18 protein-coding genes are annotated in these 16,719 nt (G+C 64.5%); 7 read left to right on the forward strand and 11 right to left on the reverse strand.

The features are described 5' to 3' along the window. Positions 1-400 precede the first annotated feature (400 nt). The 3 genes from AC1D1W_RS04410 (at position 401) to AC1D1W_RS04420 (ending at position 3,277) form a co-directional block, all read left to right on the forward strand. Positions 401-1,645: a DUF4012 domain-containing protein gene (locus AC1D1W_RS04410; RefSeq protein ID WP_476943032.1), complete on the forward strand. Its 1,245-nt coding sequence runs from the start codon at positions 401-403 to the stop codon at positions 1,643-1,645. A gap of 170 nt (positions 1,646-1,815) precedes the next feature. Beyond that, a complete protein-coding gene (locus AC1D1W_RS04415; RefSeq protein ID WP_476943033.1) occupies positions 1,816-2,508 on the forward strand; it encodes an LPXTG cell wall anchor domain-containing protein in 693 nt (230 codons plus the stop codon). A 298-nt stretch (positions 2,509-2,806) separates the two neighbouring features. Next, entirely contained in the window at positions 2,807-3,277 is a 471-nt protein-coding gene (locus tag AC1D1W_RS04420) for a VanZ family protein (protein ID WP_476943034.1), read from the forward strand. A gap of 8 nt (positions 3,278-3,285) precedes the next feature. On the opposite strand, the gene galU is transcribed toward AC1D1W_RS04420, so the two are convergent. Genes galU through paaA form a run of 7 tightly spaced genes read right to left on the reverse strand, consistent with a single transcriptional unit; the run spans position 3,286 to position 9,152 of the window. After that, complete coding sequence (gene galU / locus AC1D1W_RS04425; protein WP_476943035.1) at positions 3,286-4,176, reverse strand: UTP--glucose-1-phosphate uridylyltransferase GalU; 891 nt, start codon at positions 4,174-4,176, stop codon at positions 3,286-3,288. Positions 4,177-4,230: 54 nt separating this feature from the next. After that, a complete protein-coding gene (locus AC1D1W_RS04430) occupies positions 4,231-5,013 on the reverse strand; it encodes an enoyl-CoA hydratase/isomerase family protein (RefSeq protein ID WP_476943036.1) in 783 nt (260 codons plus the stop codon). A gap of 41 nt (positions 5,014-5,054) precedes the next feature. Then, positions 5,055-6,281, reverse strand: a complete 1,227-nt coding sequence (gene paaE, locus AC1D1W_RS04435) for a 1,2-phenylacetyl-CoA epoxidase subunit PaaE (RefSeq protein ID WP_476943037.1) — start codon at positions 6,279-6,281, stop codon at positions 5,055-5,057. Positions 6,282-6,296: 15 nt separating this feature from the next. Then, positions 6,297-6,869: a 1,2-phenylacetyl-CoA epoxidase subunit PaaD gene (gene paaD, locus AC1D1W_RS04440; RefSeq protein WP_459386029.1), complete on the reverse strand. Its 573-nt coding sequence runs from the start codon at positions 6,867-6,869 to the stop codon at positions 6,297-6,299. An 11-nt stretch (positions 6,870-6,880) separates the two neighbouring features. Further along, complete coding sequence (gene paaC, locus AC1D1W_RS04445; protein ID WP_476943038.1) at positions 6,881-7,822, reverse strand: 1,2-phenylacetyl-CoA epoxidase subunit PaaC; 942 nt, start codon at positions 7,820-7,822, stop codon at positions 6,881-6,883. Beyond that, positions 7,819-8,124 carry a 1,2-phenylacetyl-CoA epoxidase subunit PaaB gene (paaB, locus tag AC1D1W_RS04450; protein ID WP_024367847.1) on the reverse strand — a complete coding sequence of 102 codons (306 nt, stop codon included), beginning with the start codon at positions 8,122-8,124 and terminating at the stop codon, positions 7,819-7,821. The genes paaC and paaB overlap by 4 nt, the downstream gene beginning before the upstream one ends. Next, positions 8,121-9,152 (reverse strand): 1,2-phenylacetyl-CoA epoxidase subunit PaaA, encoded by a 1,032-nt coding sequence (gene paaA / locus AC1D1W_RS04455; RefSeq protein WP_476943039.1) that lies wholly within the window; start codon positions 9,150-9,152, stop codon positions 8,121-8,123. Before paaA ends, paaB begins: the two co-directional genes overlap by 4 nt. 167 nt (positions 9,153-9,319) lie before the next feature. Between paaA and AC1D1W_RS04460 the strand changes: the two genes are divergently transcribed. From AC1D1W_RS04460 to arfB, 3 genes are all read left to right on the forward strand, one after another. Continuing rightward, complete coding sequence (locus AC1D1W_RS04460; protein ID WP_476943040.1) at positions 9,320-9,682, forward strand: PadR family transcriptional regulator; 363 nt, start codon at positions 9,320-9,322, stop codon at positions 9,680-9,682. Continuing rightward, positions 9,682-11,031 carry a permease prefix domain 1-containing protein gene (locus AC1D1W_RS04465; protein WP_476943041.1) on the forward strand — a complete coding sequence of 450 codons (1,350 nt, stop codon included), beginning with the start codon at positions 9,682-9,684 and terminating at the stop codon, positions 11,029-11,031. The genes AC1D1W_RS04460 and AC1D1W_RS04465 overlap by 1 nt, the downstream gene beginning before the upstream one ends. A 63-nt stretch (positions 11,032-11,094) precedes the next feature. Beyond that, positions 11,095-11,517 carry an alternative ribosome rescue aminoacyl-tRNA hydrolase ArfB gene (gene arfB / locus AC1D1W_RS04470; protein WP_476943042.1) on the forward strand — a complete coding sequence of 141 codons (423 nt, stop codon included), beginning with the start codon at positions 11,095-11,097 and terminating at the stop codon, positions 11,515-11,517. A gap of 87 nt (positions 11,518-11,604) precedes the next feature. Here arfB and AC1D1W_RS04475 read toward each other — a convergent pair whose 3' ends face one another. Then, positions 11,605-11,934, reverse strand: coding sequence for a hypothetical protein (locus tag AC1D1W_RS04475; protein WP_476943043.1), 330 nt, complete (start codon positions 11,932-11,934; stop codon positions 11,605-11,607). A 298-nt stretch (positions 11,935-12,232) separates the two neighbouring features. Here AC1D1W_RS04475 and lepB point away from each other — a divergent pair, with 298 nt between their 5' ends. Continuing rightward, positions 12,233-12,946, forward strand: a complete 714-nt coding sequence (gene lepB / locus AC1D1W_RS04480) for a signal peptidase I (protein ID WP_476943044.1) — start codon at positions 12,233-12,235, stop codon at positions 12,944-12,946. A 73-nt stretch (positions 12,947-13,019) separates the two neighbouring features. Here lepB and AC1D1W_RS04485 read toward each other — a convergent pair whose 3' ends face one another. From AC1D1W_RS04485 to AC1D1W_RS04495, 3 genes are all read right to left on the reverse strand, one after another. Next, positions 13,020-14,480, reverse strand: coding sequence for a tyrosine-protein kinase domain-containing protein (locus AC1D1W_RS04485; RefSeq protein WP_476943045.1), 1,461 nt, complete (start codon positions 14,478-14,480; stop codon positions 13,020-13,022). A 93-nt stretch (positions 14,481-14,573) separates the two neighbouring features. After that, on the reverse strand, positions 14,574-15,644 hold the full coding sequence (locus AC1D1W_RS04490) for a hypothetical protein (protein WP_476943046.1): 1,071 nt from the start codon (positions 15,642-15,644) through the stop codon (positions 14,574-14,576). A gap of 287 nt (positions 15,645-15,931) precedes the next feature. After that, positions 15,932-16,489: a hypothetical protein gene (locus AC1D1W_RS04495; RefSeq protein WP_476943047.1), complete on the reverse strand. Its 558-nt coding sequence runs from the start codon at positions 16,487-16,489 to the stop codon at positions 15,932-15,934. Positions 16,490-16,719 lie beyond the last annotated feature (230 nt).

Here is a 16,719-nt window from a genome sequence, read left to right on the forward strand (position 1 = left end):
TGGCAAGACACAGCAGGCCCAAGAAACTTCGGATACCCTCCGATCCCACGCCTCCGCCGCCCGCGATGCTGCGGATGATCCGCTTTGGACCATCGCAGGGTCGATTCCTTGGATCGGTGCAAATTTCAGCGCCGTCGCAGAAGTGGCTCGATCAGCTGAGGACGTTGCCACTTTGGGGGTTGCGCCTCTAGTGAAGGTCTTCGATTCCCTTGACTGGGACAGCCTTCTGCCCAGCTCGGCGGGGACAAACCTGGAACCCCTGCGAGTGGCCTCCCCTAGCGTTTCGTCCGCTGCGCACGCTGTGCGGGCCTCGGCCGAACGGCTGGACGGAATCGACGCCAGCAATCTGTGGCCCCAGGTTGCTGAACCTCTGGCGCGGGCCCGGGATCAACTCCAAACAGTGACCGGCGCCCTGGACGCATCCGCGGATGCGGCCCAAATCGCCCCGGGCATGCTGGGAGCCGACGGCAACCGGAAATATCTGCTCATGATTCAGAACAATGCAGAAGCCCGCTCCTCCGGGGGCATACCGGGCGCGCTCGCGATCCTGACGCTGGAGCACGGCAAGCTGACGTTAGGCGCCCAAAGCAACGCTGGAGGCGTCGGGGTGATGTCCCCGGTGTTGCCCGTGGATGCCGAGCAGGTACAAATCTATTCCGCGCGGCTGGGCGAATACTTGCAGGACGTCAACCTCACTCCTGACTTCCCCACCGCCGCAGCCACTGCGCAGGCCATGTGGGAACGGAAGACCGGAGTGCACGTGGRTGGTGTACTCTCCCTGGACCCCGTGGCGCTGGGCTATATCCTGGATGCGACCGGCCCCGTTCGGATCACTGATCCCGGGCTGGCTGCTACAGCAAAGGCCGGGCTCCCTACTGAGCTGACAAGTAAGAACGTTGTTCAGACGCTTGTCTCAGACGTCTACGCGAAGATCGAACGCCCCGAACTGCAGGACGCCTATTTTGCCGGCGTGGCCAAGGAAGTCTTCGGAGCCCTATCAAGCGGCAAGGGTGAAGCCAAGAGCTTGATCAAAGGCATCACCCGGGGCGCGGCGGAAGGCCGGGTCCTCGTCTGGTCCGGCAGTACCGCGGAACAAAACATCATCGCGAACTATCCGCTCAGCGGATCTATCGCAGGCAAGAGTGTTGCCCCCGCGCAGTTCGGCGTCTACTTCAACGATGGAACCGGCGCCAAGATGGACTACTACGTAAAGCGGTCTGTTCAACTCGTGAAGGAATGCACGGCCGACGGCTACGGGCAGGTCAAGGTCCGCATCACCAGCACCAACACGGCCCCCGCCGACGCAGCAACGTCACTCCCTGCGTACGTCACAGGCGGCGGCACTTACGGCGTACCGCCCGGAACAGTCCAGACCAATGTGATTGCCTACGGCCCGGTGCAAGCCAACGTGGAATCAACCACGGTTGACGGAAAGAAGACGGACTTCGCCGCCCACCGCCACGCCGATAGGCCAGTGGGAACCGTCACCGTTGCCCTGGCACCAGGCCAGAGCAGCACTGTAGAACTGACCTTCGGCAAGATCGTTCAGCATGCGGAACCGACCGTGGTTGTCACGCCCACCGTTCAGCCTGTCAAGGACGTCATCCGGGCCACCGAGAATTCCGCCTGCGGGGCGGGGACGTAAATGCCAAGTTAACAGTAAGTAAAGCGACTTGATTCACTTTGGTCACACTCGTTTTAGATGCTAGTCTCTGCATGGGCTTATCAAATGAGATTTCAATCCGCGGCCGCTCGGGGGGCCGGAAGTCTCCACAATCGCGTGACACACGTATTCACGGTCTCAGGGGGACAAGAATGAAAAAAACACTTGCGGCAATCACACTCGCGAGCTCCATCGCACTCATGGGCGCAATGCCGGCAATGGCAGACAACCAGGGCCAAGGTCAGGGCCAGGGCAACGGCAACGGCCAGGGCAACGGCCAGGGCAACGGCAAGGGCAACGGCAAGGGCAACGGCAACGACAACGGTCACTACCCGGCACCTCCCGCAAACGCCGCCGTTTCCGACGGCGTTGTTGGACCGGGTGCCCAGTTCGTTTTCCGTGGCAAGGGCTTTAAGGCCGGCGAAGGCCTCGTCATCAAAGTCACGCCCGGGACTAAGCCTGCATCGACGGGGGCAAGCGTCAACGGCCGTGGCATGAGCGTTCCCGGCAAGATGACTCTGCCGCTGGCACCGCAGCAGTTCTCCGCTAAGGCCGATGGCAATGGCTCCTTTGCCCTCCCGCTCAGCATCAGCGAGCCGGGCGTTTACACCATCACCGCGACTGGTGTGGAGTCTGGCGTCACCGCTACCTCGAGCATCACGGTGGAAGGCGCCGCAGTAGCGGCCGCTTCGACCACGACCACCACCGCAACTAGCGGGCTGGCCAACACCGGCGCTGATTCCAACCTCATGATCTGGTCCCTGGTGGGCGCAGGTGCCCTGGCAGCCGGCGTAACCTCCGTTGTGGTGGTTCGCCGCCGCGCCAAGGCCGAGGTTGCAGTCTAGGCTCCAAGCCAATCCACATTAAAGATGGTGGTGGGGTTCATCGGGATACCGATGAATCCCACCACCATTCGTGTTAACACGTCATGGGGCCTGTCATGGCCAGTTGTGGTATTTACTAAGGCTATGGGGAGACCGGAATTTAAGGGGAGACATTGGCGCACAAAAAGAAGATGGCATCCGGGCTTTGTTATACCGTTGCCCACCAGACAGGCGCTCCCCTACATCCTCTTGACGCTCCTGGCCACCGTCGCCTTGGGAACGGCGGCGTTGGCCGTTCTGAAGACCTCCTAGGGCCACTGTGAGGACGCTGGGACGGCCCCGGCTCTGGCAAGGAGTCCTGGGCGGTGCATTTATCCTGCTGGCGATTATCGGCTTTTGGCCCAGCCCCGTGGACCGGCCCGTCCAAGGCGAACTTGCCGCCTTTCTATTTTTGCTCCATGCGCTTGGCTTTCCCGGCTGGTTTAATTACGCGTTCGTGGAGGCCTCCGCCAACGTGGTGCTTTTTATCCCCGTGGGAATCGCGGCCACTTTGGCCTTTCCCGGCCGGAAATGGTGGCAAATCGCGGCCCTGGGACTGCTGGCCTCCGCGTGTATGGAACTGGGCCAGTTGCTGTTCCTTAGCAGCCGCTTCGCGAGCCCACTGGATGTTTTGACCAACACCGCGGGTTGCCTGGCAGGCGCCCTGTTTGCCGCTGCCGTGCTCAGGGTCTTAAGACATCAACAGGCCCGGCGCATTTCAGCGCCGGGCCTGCCGAAGTCTCGCGTTTAGCTTGCTGCCTAGTTTACAAATTCCTTCAACCAGGTCTTCAGCTCTTCACCGAATTCAACACGCTCTGAGGCGATGGAAATAACCGCCTTCAGGTAGCTGAGCTTGTCGCCGGTATCGTACCGGCGGCCCTTGAAGACCACACCGTAAACGCCGCCGCCCTCGCAGTCGGACACGGCCAGGGTCTGGAGGGCATCCGTCAGCTGGATCTCCCCGCCACGTCCAGGTTCCGTTTCCTCCAGGACATCGAAGACCTCCGGATGGAGCACGTACCGCCCGATCACGGCCAGGTTGGACGGAGCGTCTTCCACGGCAGGCTTTTCCACGAGGCGGTTCACCCGGAAGTAGTCCTCGCCCTCCACCGCGGAGATGTCCGCACAGCCATAGGCGCTGATCTGGGCCGGATCCACTTCGATCAGGGCGACCACCGAACCACCTGTCCTCGCCTGGACCTCGATCATGGTGCTGAGCAGCTCGTCGCGCTCGTCAATAAGGTCATCGCCCAACAGGACGGCAAACGGCTCGTCTCCCACGTGCTGGCGGGCACACAGGACCGCGTGGCCCAACCCCTTCGGGTCGCCCTGGCGGACGTAGTGCACCGGTCCCAGGTTGGAGGCGTGCTGGATCGCCTCCAAGCGGTCCAGATCGCCCTTCAGCTCCAGGGTCCGTTCCAGGACCGGGGCGCGGTCAAAGTGGTCCTCCAGCGCCCGCTTCTGGCGGCCGGTAATCATCAGCAGATCGGTCAGGCCCGCCCTGACGGCCTCCTCCACCACATACTGGATGGCCGGCTGGTCAACCACCGGCAGCATCTCCTTCGGCATTGCCTTGGTGGCAGGCAGGAAGCGTGTGCCCAATCCGGCGGCTGGAATGACGGCTTTTCTGATTGATTTCCCCAAAGTCATAGCTGCACCTTACAAATCAAAGGTGCAAAGTGGTAGTCGGGCCCGCAAGAGAGCCTAAAGACCCTTGAAAACCGGGCTGCGCTTCTCCTGGAAAGCCCGGAAACCCTCGGCGTAGTCCTCGCTCTTGCACAGCCGTGCCTGTTCTGCGTTTTCCTCTTCCATGGCCTCCCACAGCCCCAGCCGCTGGTCCCGGATGTGCGCGACGAGCTCCTTGCTGGCCCGGAACGCACCCGTGGCGCCGGTGGCAACGCTGGCCACAATTGCGCGGGAATTCTGCAGCAGTTCCGCCGCGGGCATGGCCCGGCTGAACAGGCCCTGCGCCACGGCGTCGGCACCGCTCATGAGCTCGGCGGTGTAGATCAGGTCCAGGGTCCGGTGCATGCCGAGGCGTTCGGTGAAATACCAATGCCCGCCGGAATCCAGGGTGGCGCCGAGTTTGGCGAACGGTGAGCCGACCTTGGCATTCTCTGCCACGTAAACCACATCTGTGGCCAGCAGCAGCCCCAGCCCCACGCCGAGGCAGGCGCCCTGGGCGGCGGCGAACGTGGGCGCGGGGAAGGCGCTCATTTTCTTCAGCAGCGGCTGGACGAGCCCGCCGAGGTAGGCCTGCGCGTCATCGCTCTCCGGTGTAACGCCGGCAATGTCACGGCCGGCGCAAAAGGCCCGGCCCTCGCCGCGGAGCAGCAGCGCCCGGACGTCGCCGCGCGCGGCGGCGTCAGCGGCGTCGTCGTACGCCCGGGACAAATCCGCGAGTGCCTGCTCGTCGAGGGAGTTCAGCTTGTGCGGGGCGTCGAGGACGACCTCGGCGACGCCGTCGGCGATGGAGAGGGAAATCATGGGGCTCCTTGGATTGGAAAAGGCCTGGACGTCGAAAAAGCTTAAACGTCGAAGTCGACCGTGACTTCCGGGGTGGTGGGGTGGGACTGGCAGGTCAGGACGTAGCCCTTGTCGAGCTCATCCTGCTCCAGGGCGTAGTTCTCGTCCATGGTGACATTGCCGCTGACCACCTTGGCCCGGCAGGTGCCGCACACGCCGCCAGCGCAGGCGAACGGCACATCGGGACGGACCCGGAGAGCGGCGTTGAGGATGGACTCGCGGGCATGGGTGGGGCTGGCCACCTCGCCCTGCAGCCCGTCCAGCTTGAACGTGATCTTGTAGGTTTCCTTGGATTCGTCCGTGACCACGGGCCGGCCAATGTTGCCCTCGGGGCGCTCCGGCTTGCCCGAAGTGAACAGTTCGAAGCGGACATGCTCCGGGGCAACGCCACGCTCGGCGAGGGTGTCCCGGCAGAGCTGGACGAGTTCGAACGGGCCGCAGAGGAACCATTCGTCGACGTCGTCGGCGTGGATGGCAGTGCCCAGCAGTGCCTGCAGCTTCTCGGCGTCGATCCTGCCGCTGAGCAGCGGCGCGATCCGCTGTTCACGCGAGAGCACGTGGTGCAGCGCCAGCCGGGCCGGGTATTTGTCCTTCAGGTCCGCGAGTTCTTCAAGGAACATCACGTCCATCGCAGCCTTGTTGGCGTAGACGAGGTCAAAGCGGGTCTCCGGGTGGGCCGCCAGCAGGGTGCGGGCAATGGCGATCACGGGAGTGATGCCGGAGCCGGCGGCAATCGCCACGAATGAGCCGGGCTCCCCCGCCAACTCTTCCGGATGGTTCATGGAGTTCATGACGTTCTGTTCCACGGACTTGCCGTCGCGGCCGTGCTTGGAGACAAAGGCACCCATGGGGCTCATGACGTCCAGGACGTCGCCGGCCTTGAGTTCGGCATTGGCCCACGTGGAGAACAGGCCGCCGAGGTCTTTCTTGATGGCCACGCGGATTTCGCTGCTGCCGTCCGCGAAACTGCGCGGTTCGGCACAGATCGAGTAGCTGCGGCGGATCTCGTGCGGCTGGCCGTCGGCGTCGGGCAAAGTGGTGCGCAGCGCGACGTACTGGCCCGGCAGGTAGTCGAACTGGCCGGCGAGCTCGGCCGGGACCCCGAACGTCACCTCGATGGCGTCGTCGGTGAGACGGCGGACTTCGTCCACCGTCAGGGTGTGGAAGGACGCACGACGGCGGCCGGTGGCTGCGGCCGACTCCGCGGCGGTCTGGCGGACAACCTTCATGGAAGCACCTGTTCCTTACAAGACTTTGAAGTAGTCGAACGGTTCCTTGCAGTCCTGGCACACGTAGAGGGCCTTGCAGGAGGTGGAACCGAAGCGGGTGAGTTCTTTGGTGTTCAGGGATGAGCACTGGGGACACTTGACGGCAAGCGAGAGCCGGACCGGGCCGGCGTGCCGGGTGGCCGCCGAGTGGCCCGAGGGTGGGGCTATCCCGTACTGCTCCAGCTTGGCCTTGCCGTCGGCACTCATCCAGTCAGTGGTCCAGGCCGGCGAGAGGACAAGTTCGACCCGGACGCTCGGGTACCCCGCACGGTGGAAAACCGCGGTGAGGTCATCCCGGATGGCGTCCATGGCGGGGCAGCCGGAGTACGTCGGGGTGATGGTGACCTGGACGGCGGGAACCATCCCGCCGTCGTCAGTGCTTGGTTCCGTCGAGACCTGGACATCGCGCAGGATGCCGAGGTCCGCGATGGTGAGGACCGGGATTTCGGGGTCGCACACGGTGGCAGCGACCGCCCAGGCCTTCTCCCGGGCAGTATTGCCCTTGGCGGCGTTGCGGCGCTCGGCGGTTTCCGGATCGGAGACAAACATTTCCATGGTCTCTACCAGCTGGCTCCGGGGTACTCGCGGGCGAGCACCTGCATCTCGGCGAGGAGGTAGCCGAGGTGTTCGGAGTGCAGGCCGCGGCGGCCCCCGCCCGGTGATGGCTGGACGTTGGGGACCTCGAGCTCGGCTTCGGCCAGGATCTCGCCGGTGAGCCGGTCGAAGTCCTCGCGCAGGCTCGATGGCTGGGGCGCGGCGCCGGCTTCGCTGAGGCGTCCGGTGAGTTCGTCGTCGCGGAACAGCTCATCGACGAAGGGCCAGACGACTTTGAAACCGTGGATCATCTTCTCGCGGGACTCGTCCGTGCCCTGGGCCAGGCGGAGGACCCACTGGGCGCTGTGGTCGCGGTGGTAGTCCACTTCCTTGACGGCCTTGGCGGCGATGCCGGCGATCGTTTCGTCGGTGGACTGCGTCAGCCGGCTGTACAGCTCGAACTGGTAGTAGCTGACGACGAACTGGCGGGCGATAGTGACGGCAAAGTCGCCATTCGGGAGTTCGAAGATCTCGACGGAACGGAACTCGGGCTCGCGGCGGAAGTAGGCGAGGTCGTCCTCGCTCCGCCCGTCGAGTCCGCCGGCGTAGCTGAGGAAGGAGCGGGCGTGGCCCAGCTGGTCCAGGGCGATATTGCCGAGGGCAATGTCCTCCTCAAGCTCCGGGGCGCGGGAGATCCAGTGGCCCAGGCGCTGGGCGAGGACCAGCGCGTCGTCACCCAGGCGCAGGGCGAACTCGGCAGCGTCCTCGCTCGGCTTCGCGGTGCCGCGGCTCACGGCCAGGGCGATGTCCTCCGGGCGGAGGGCGTTGCCGGGGGTGATGCGGGTGGCGCTGGCCGTGGCCTCACCGCTGCCGCTGGAGCCCTTGACGCCGACGGAGATGTCGCCGTGGCCGCCGGTTTCTGTTTCTGCGGGAGCCGCAGCGGCCGCAGTTTCGGGTGAGGTGCTCACAGGTGCTTCACGCCCTCGCTCTTGGTGTAGTACGTGGCATGCCGGTAGTCCTTGCCCTGGGGCGACTCGAAGAACGAGCCCTTGGCGTCCGGATCGCTCGAAGCGATGGCGTCAGCCGGGACAACCCAGATGGACACGCCCTCGTTGCGGCGGGTGTAGAGGTCGCGGGCGTTGCGCAGGGCCATGGCGGCGTCCGGCGCGTGCAGGGAACCAGCGTGGACGTGGGACAGGCCGCGGCTGGAGCGGACAAAGACTTCCCAGATGGGCCAGACGTTTCCTGCGTGAGGTTCGGGGGTGGTCATGCTGCGGATTCCTTCTCTGCTTGCTTACGGCTCTGTTTTTCCGCGTAGGCGGCGGCGGCTTCGCGGACCCAGGTGCCGTTGTGGTGTGCCTCGCGGCGCCGTTCCAAGCGCTGGGCGTTGCAGGGGCCGCGGCCGGCCAGGACTTCATGGAATTCAGCCCAGTCCAGCGGGCCGTGCTCCCACTTCTTGGTTTCCTCGTTGAAGCGGATGTCCTTGTCCGGAAGCGTCAGGCCGAGGACCTTGACCTGCTCCATCATCATGCCGACAAACCGGTTGCGGAGCTCGTCATTGCTGAACCGCTTGATGTTCCAGGCCATGGACTGCTTGGAGTTGGGCGAATCGTCATCCGGTGGGCCGAACATCATCAGGGCCGGGGCGTACCAGCGGTTCACCGCGTCCTGGGCCATCTGCTTCTGCTCGGGCGTGCCGTGGGAGAGTTCCAGCAGAATCTCGAAGCCCTGGCGCTGGTGGAAGGACTCTTCCTTGCAGACCCGCACCATGGCCCGGCCGTAGGGGCCGAAGGAGGCGCGGCAGAGCGGCACCTGGTTGGCGATAGCGGCGCCGTCGACCATCCAGCCAATGGCACCCATGTCGGCCCAGGTGCGGGCGGGGTAGTTGAAGATGGAGGAGTACTTAGCCTTGCCGTCCATCAGGTCCTGCATCATCTGATCGCGCGGCTGGCCGAGGGTTTCGGCGGCGGAATACAGATAGAGACCGTGGCCGGCCTCGTCCTGGACCTTGGCCATGAGGATGGCCTTGCGCTTCAGGCTCGGGGCGCGGGAGATCCAGTTAGCCTCGGGCTGCATGCCAATGATCTCCGAGTGCGCGTGCTGCGAGATCTGACGCAGGAGCGTTTTGCGGTAGGCCGGCGGCATCCAGTCACGCGGCTCGATCCGGGAATCTTCCGCCATGACCTTGTCGAAATAGGCCTGGCCCTCGGCGTCGAGCCGGGCCGCGTCCTCGGGGCTCAGTTCATGCCGTGCCGGCGATGGCTCGGCGGGCACTGACTGCAGGGTCTGCGATGCCATGGTTGCTCCTAATGATTTCCGATAAATAATTACCGACCGTTCGTTCAGGATATGCGGAAGGCCGGAGATGCGTCAAGGACGGTTGGCGGCTAATCCGCTGCGCCCCGGCCATCTATACCTAGAGCTGCTAGGTTTGATACCTTTCAGTTCTAGGTATAGGAGGCGCGGTGCGGATTGATAAAGACCTGGTCGCCGCCTCGGCCATGCCCCTGGTGCTGGGCATTTTGGCCGAGGGCGACCTGTACGGCTACGCCATCCTCAAGCGGGTGAGTGAGCTCTCGGGCGGCGGCATGCAGTGGACCGACGGGATGCTCTACCCGCTGCTGCACCGGCTTGAGCGGCTGGGTTACGTGTCCTCACTGTGGGGCACCTCCGATGCCGGGCGCCGGCGCAAGCACTACACCATCACCGCGGCCGGCCGGGACGCCCTGGCCGACCGCCAGGAGCAGTGGACTGTCGTCGCAGACGCGCTACGGCAGGTGTGGCAGAGCACCCAGGGGCCCGCGGCCGCGGCTGAGGGGTGGGCGTGATGGCGCCACACGCTGAGCTCGAGGCGCAGATCGACCGCTGGCGCGGATACGTTCAGCGGAACCGGGCGATCTCCCCCGCCGACGTGGACGAGCTGGAGGATCACCTGCGCGAGCAAATCGCCGACCGGCAGGCCACCGGCCTCGATGACGAGGAGGCCTTCTTGGTCGCCATCAAGCGCCTGGGCAACCTCGACGCCGTCTCACACGAGTTTGCCCGCGAGCACTCCGAGCGGCTGTGGAAGCAGCTCGTCCTGGTGCCGGAGGGCTCCGACGATGGCAACGCGTCACCATGGCGCGAGCTGGTGGTCGTCCTGGCACTTGCCGTCGGGGCGGGCGTGGCGGTCAAGGCTGGCGCTGCCTGGATCGAGGATGGCGCCGCCCTGATGCGCAACCTGGGCCTGCTCGTCTTCCCCTTCGTGGCCGGATACTTCGCGTGGAAGCGGCGCTTCACCTGGAAGGTGGCGGCGACGCTGGTGGTCCCGTTTGCCGTCCTGGCGGCAGTGCTCAACCTGTATCCCTTCGCCCCAGGCGGCGCCACCGGGATGCTCGCCGCCCTGCACGCTCCCGTCTTCCTGTGGGTGCTGACCGGAATGGCGTACGTCGGGGGGAGATGGCGATCCGATACGCGGCGCATGGACTTCGTGCGGTTTACCGGCGAGCTTGCGATCTACTACACGCTGCTGGCGCTCGGCGGCGCGGTCCTGATCGCCCTGACGCTCGCGACCCTCCGGATCATTGGCGCCAATTTCCAGCCGGTCGTGGACGATTGGGTCCTGCCGTTCGCCGTACCCGGGGCCCTGGTGGTGGCCACCTGGCTCGTCGAGGCCAAGCAGCAGGTGGTCGAAAACATCGCCCCCGTCCTGACCCGCGTCTTCACACCGCTGACCATTGCCATGCTGCTGGTCCTTCTGGCCGTGCTTGCCACCGCCGGCGGCTTCGTCGAGATCGACCGCACCCTGCTCATCCTCATGGACGCGATCCTGGTGCTGGTCCTCTGTCTGCTGCTCTACTCGATTTCCGCCCGCGAACCGCTCGCCCCGCCCGGACTGTTCGATGCTTTGCAGTTGGCCCTCGTCATCGCGGCCCTTGCAGTCGACGCCGTGATGCTGACCGCCATGCTCACCCGCATCGCCGAGTTCGGCTACAGTCCCAACAAGATCGCCGCGCTCGGCCTGAACCTGCTGTTGCTGGTGCACTTGTTGCGCGCGGCGTGGCTCTCCGTCGGATTCCTGCGCGGCCGCCTCCCGTTTACCGTGGTCGAGCGCTGGCAAACACGCTACCTGCCGATCTACAGCGCCTGGGCAACAGTCGTGGTGGTGGTCTTCCCGCCCGTCTTCGGCTTCATCTAAGCAGCAGGGCCTCCGCACAACAGAGAATGTCAGCCCTCGCCCATATCGTGCAAGGCTAGTGGCATGGATCTGGAGGTGTCACCCGCGCTCACGATTCCCGCGTCGGAACTCGGCTGGCGGTTCTCGCGCTCGTCCGGGCCGGGCGGTCAACACGTCAACACCTCGGACAGCCGCGTCGAACTCTCGTGGAGCGTTGCCGACTCGGCGGCGATTTCGGATGACCAACGACTGATGCTGTTCAGGCGTCTCGGACAACGCCTCGTCGCCGGGGTGATCACGGTGACGGCGTCGGAGCGGCGCTCCCAGCTGCGCAATCGCGAGATCGCCCTGGCCAAGCTCTCCGCCCTCGTGGCAGAGGGGCTTGCTCCCGAAGGTGCTCGCCGCCGTGCCACCAAACCCACCCGGGGCTCGAACCGTCGGCGCCTCGCCGCAAAGGGACAGCGGGCAGAGACGAAACGTCAACGACAGCGGCCGTCTGCCGACTAGCGCCATCCCGTCGACATTTTGGACTTGGGGCCACGCGAGCGTTTAGATAGGAACGTGTTCGATAGGCGAACCCGGCGCGGCTGGACTCTAGGCCGCCGCCAGCCTTCGGACCCGCGGGGCCGGCGCATATTCCATCGGCGCAACGATGCTGAGCTGGCATTCAGACTGAAGCGGATCAATGGCGGCCGGCAGGTGGTGGGAGGCTGAGCACTCCCGCAGCTGCTCGAGGGCCGCCGGTTCCACCACGGCGTGGCTGACATCCAACACGAGGTGGAGTCCTTCTTTCAGGTGGTTTGCCCGCTTGACCACCACGTACAGGGCCTGGAGGCTCCTCGCCGTCACATGTCCCTGCGCTGCTACTTCTGCCTGACCGCAATCGAGGTCGAGCCTGACAAGAACCCGGAGTTTGTGGTTCAAAACGATTCCCCTGTTCGTGCATTCACCGCTTGGCCGCGACGCTGCGACCGGTTTGGCCGCGACGCTGCGACCGCAACCCAGCCTAGGCAGGGAGTGTGACGTAGGCAACACTGTGCTTCATATCCGGGAAACCTCGCGTTATGTGCCGGTTTGTTGGCCACAAAGTGTTGATCGGCGGCCCCGGCGTACTGTATTGGGGGCGCCCCCCCCTACCGCCGCGGCAGGGACTGCATCACCGGCTGCAGGACGAGCCTGCGCCGGCGTCATGAGTCCAGACCGCCGGTGATAGCTTGAACTCGTGAACATCGGCGCAGTCAAGAAGCTCCCCCTCTGGGCCTCCGTGGTCTTGAACATGCTGATTGCCCTGGTGGCCGTCGCCCTGGTCCAGGGGTTCCTGGTGAAGGCCTACCGGATACCGTCCGGATCGATGGAGCCGACGCTGCAGGGATCCGCGGGCGGCGGCGACAGAATCCTGGTCAACCGGCTTTCCTACGCCGGCTCAGAACCTCACCCCGGCGACATCGTGGTGTTCACCCGTCCGGACAGCTGGCAGTCCGAATCGGCGGTGGCACGCGGCGGCGGCATCGCCGGGCTTGCCCGGTCCTTCGGAGATATGACAGGGATCGGGCCCTCCAACGAGCGATTCCTGGTGAAGCGGGTGGTGGCGACCGGCGGCCAAACCATCAGCTGCTGTGGCGAGGATGGCAAACTGCGAATCGACGGCCAGCCCCTCGACGAGCCCTACATTTTCGAAGATCTGCCTTTTCGGCCAGGCAGCATCGACTGCCAGACCAGCCCCCGTTCGCTCAGGTGTGTTCCCGCGTTCACGGTCCCCGAGGGAGAACTCGTGGTGCTGGGAGACCACCGTTCGGTCTCGGTGGATTCCGCCATCGCCTGCCGGAACCTGACTGTTGTGGCGGGTGACTGCATGAGGACCATCAAGTCCTCGGCCGTAGTCGGTCAGGTGGCGGCAAGGTTTTGGCCGCTTGACCGTGCCGGCGGAGTGGGCTGACTTCTCAGGAAATGAATATCCCCTCAGAGCGGTTGCTCGAAGGGGATATCTTCAGTGCTATGTCGCTCCAGTGCTACCGCGCTGCCACCGGCTCGACGGATTGATAAGCGGTGTAGTACCTGTACGAGCCCGCGCCGGTGGTGGGCACGCGGTTGAGAATGGTGCCGAAGACGTTGGCGTTGACCCGCCCGAGGTTGCCGAGGGATTTCCCAAGCTCTTCATCGGTGGTCTTTCCGGACCTGACCACAACGATTGCTCCGTCGGCAATGCGCGCGAGGACGGCGGCGTCCGTCACGGGGAGCAACGGCGGGGCGTCAACCAGCACAATGGCGTCCTCTGCGAGGGTCATGAGCAACGTCTTCATGGCTTGCGAGCCCAACAGCTCACTGGGGTTCGGCGGGATCCGGCCGGACCCGAGCACGCGCAGGTTCGGCATCGCGCTCCATTCCTGCAGCACGTCTTCGAGCTCGGCATGGCCGCTCAGCACGTCGGTCACTCCGACCCCGGGGATCAGGTCGAAGACATCCACCAGCGTGGGGCGGCGCAGGTCGCCGTCGACCACTACAACGTTCTCGCCAGCGGCGGCCATGGTGACCGCCAGGTTGGCCGTCACGGTCGATTTGCCCTCGGCCGGCACGGAACTTGTCACCACGATGATCCGCGGGGGATTGTCGACGTCGACGTACTGAAGATTTGTCCGGAGCTCCCGCAGGGCCTCGGTGATGGCATGCGAACCCTCGCCCGACGCGACGGGGCTGAACCCGTCGTCCAGCACCGTGCTCTTGCCGTCCAAGCGGTGGTCCACCGGGAGCGTGCCCAGAACGGGCACGCCGAACCTGCGTTCGATCGCAGTGGCACTGCGGAGCCGACGGTCCAGACGGTGGCGAAGCATGGCATAGAGAAGTCCGAGGGCCAGACCGACCAGGGCACCGATTCCGAGAGCCAGCTTCACGTTGGGGGATGTCGGAGAGGTGGGCAGGACGGCTTCGCCCAGTGCTACCACCCGGATGACCGGAACGGGAACGACGTTCGAACCTTCCACGGCGGGGATGCTTTCCATCTCCTTGACTTGCTCGGCAAGGCCCTTAACCCAGGCATCCGCGACCCTTTGCGCTGTTGCGGGGTCGGTGGACGTGGCAGTGACGGCAAGCTGGGCGCTTTCCTTCGGCACGGACACGGAAACGGACCCCAGAAGAGCGTCCGGCGAGGTGGCGAGGCCCAGAGACTTGACGACGCGCTCGGCCACCAGCCTGGACTTGGCCACAGACTCGTACTTGGCGGCTTTGGTCTGGGCCAGGTTCTCGCTCATTAGCGAGAGGCTGAGGTTATCCGAGCCGCCTGCCACGACGATCCCGCTGGACTGCGCGGAGTAGATCTTAGGCTGCAGGAGGGTCCAGCAGAAGGCGAGCACGGTGAGCGCCAAGGTGAAAGCCAAAATACCCTTCCACCGTGCCCGGGCAATGCGCAGGTAGTCCTCCAGCGCAAGCCCTGCAGGTGTCTGCCCGTTATTCTCGGCCGTATCAAAACCAGTCACGCCTTGGTCCTCTCCCCCGTGCCTGGCCCCAACGACCCACACGAAAATTTACTGTACGGTACGGCGACCGCGTTGGTGTGCTTATTAACCGCGTTAACCTCGCAGGAGCAGTCCCCGGCCGACGAGTCCGTCAACAGCCGCGTCTAGCAACGCTTCATAGCCCTCAGGCAGGCCATGCCGGGCTTCGATGCGGCTCGCTAGAGTCTGCATCGAGACCGGCCGGCGGGCGGACTGCCAGATGATGGGTCCGATGCCGCTGAGCCGGGTGAGTTCGGTATCCGTCAGGACCAGCAAGTCCTCGCCGATCGCCACCGCGTCGACGGCTTCGGCCCTCCGCAGCCAGCCTGTGGGGATGGGTTCCGCCTTCTTTTCACCTGCTTGGTGATCTGCCTGCTCCGCTTCCGGCTCTACCAGGGCGGGAGACCATGCAGTGATGGCTTCCGGCCGGTTAGCGGGCTCCGCTAAAAACAGCGGCGCCAGGCTGTCCGTTAGGTCCGCCGCTTCGGAATAACTGACGCGGAACACTCCGCCCACGCTGTCGATCAGCCGGCAGAGCGACTGAAGCGGCTGGAAGACGACGGCCTGGGAGGAAGTGTCCGGAATCAGCGCAAGCACTGCATCCACCAGAGGGACCGGCTCAATGACAGGCAACTGGTACTTCCTGCCGGCAACCCTGTCGAGCAGGGCGATGGCCGTGATGCGGGGATTGTCCGGCGCAACTTGCAGGCCGAGCTCGTCCGGGCCTACCTGGAGTTTGGCGGCACCTTCCGTCACCTGCTTAACTGACAAGGGCTTGGGATACGGCACAACAGTGCCGTCCACCCGGATGGCAACGGTTTCGTCGGTTACATAGCCAAAGGTCCGGGCGAGCTGCGAGGAAGCCGTTGTCTTGCCCGTGCCGGATCTTGCCACGAGGGCAATCACGGCGCCGCCGGGATCGGCGACACCGCAGGCATGGAGCATGGTCAGCTCGCCGGCACGTTCCAGGATGGCGGCGACGGTGACTTCCGACGTCACGGCTTCGGCCAGGCCCTCAAAGGTGTCAGAGCCGAGGTGCCTAACGCCGTCGCCCGGCAGTTTCGAATCGAAATAAAGGGATGCCGTGAAGGGGAGGTCTGACGTTACCGGCGCACCTCCTGGGGCAACGGGGCGCGGGCTGCTCAAGCACCGGCTCCAGGCCCGGGTCATTGCTTGCCGCTGCACGTCTGTGACAGCGGCACCCCAACGAACTGTGAAACTGGTGGCTAATACGTCAATATTCAGGTCACTGGAGACCTTCAACTATTTCCCCAATCCCGGAATGATTTTTCGGGAACCGCCCCAGCCGCCCCCAAACGCCCCCGCCAGACCCGCTTCGGCACAGCTCCACCGAAGTCCGGCACATTAATAACTGCCATTACATCACTTGTAAAATACAAAGGGGACAGTTGGGCTCGTGGCGCCGGAGGAATCTACGCGTTCAGGTGCATCGTCGAGGAAGTTGTTGGCATAACGCGGCCGCCCGGGAGGGTGACGTCCATCGCAATGGTGTAATTGGCGGCCGGATCAGTGTTTTTGCCGTTGTAGGAATATGACCCGAAGGCAAAGCTTTGAGTTTGGCCCCCCGGAATGTTCGTAGCGCAGACGAACGTAATCGTGTACACATTGGTGGCAGAGAATTTCCCGGCAACGGTCACCGTCCCCCCCGCGAGCGTTCCTATACCGGTTCCAGGTTTGCCTGTAGTAGTCGGCGTGATGGTGAGCGTAACGGTCGCGTTGCCGTTGATGGCAGCCCCGGGCGTGTTGTGGATGGCCAAACCCGTGGGGGCCGTGCCGGTTTTCGTCGGCGATCCTTTGTACGACACGGAACCCAACGCGCCGAAGGCCGCCGTCGCAGTCCGCCCCGACGCCGCAGCGGCAGGGGCTGCAATAGCTGCCGCGATAACAGGCACGCTCCACGCGGCGGTCTTTACGACGGAACGGCGGTCGAAACTCGCTTTCGGTGCGGCCAGGCTCTTGATCTCCGACATCTATTTACCCCAAGTTCTAGTGCGGCGGAGAACCCAGTCGGGCAAGCTCCTGCCGATTGTTTCGGCATCCTTGGACGACTGTACGCAGAAAAGCGTGAATCTTCAATATCAAGATGCTTTATTTTCAAGAACGACAGAACTCGGCCCTATCTTCTCCCGGAGATGTGAATGGCCCGTCGCGGCTAGACTCGGAAACCACGTCGCTGGCAAGAGTCTCGCTAATGGAAGTT

It is taken from the genome of Arthrobacter sp. P1_B4, from assembly GCF_056406555.1.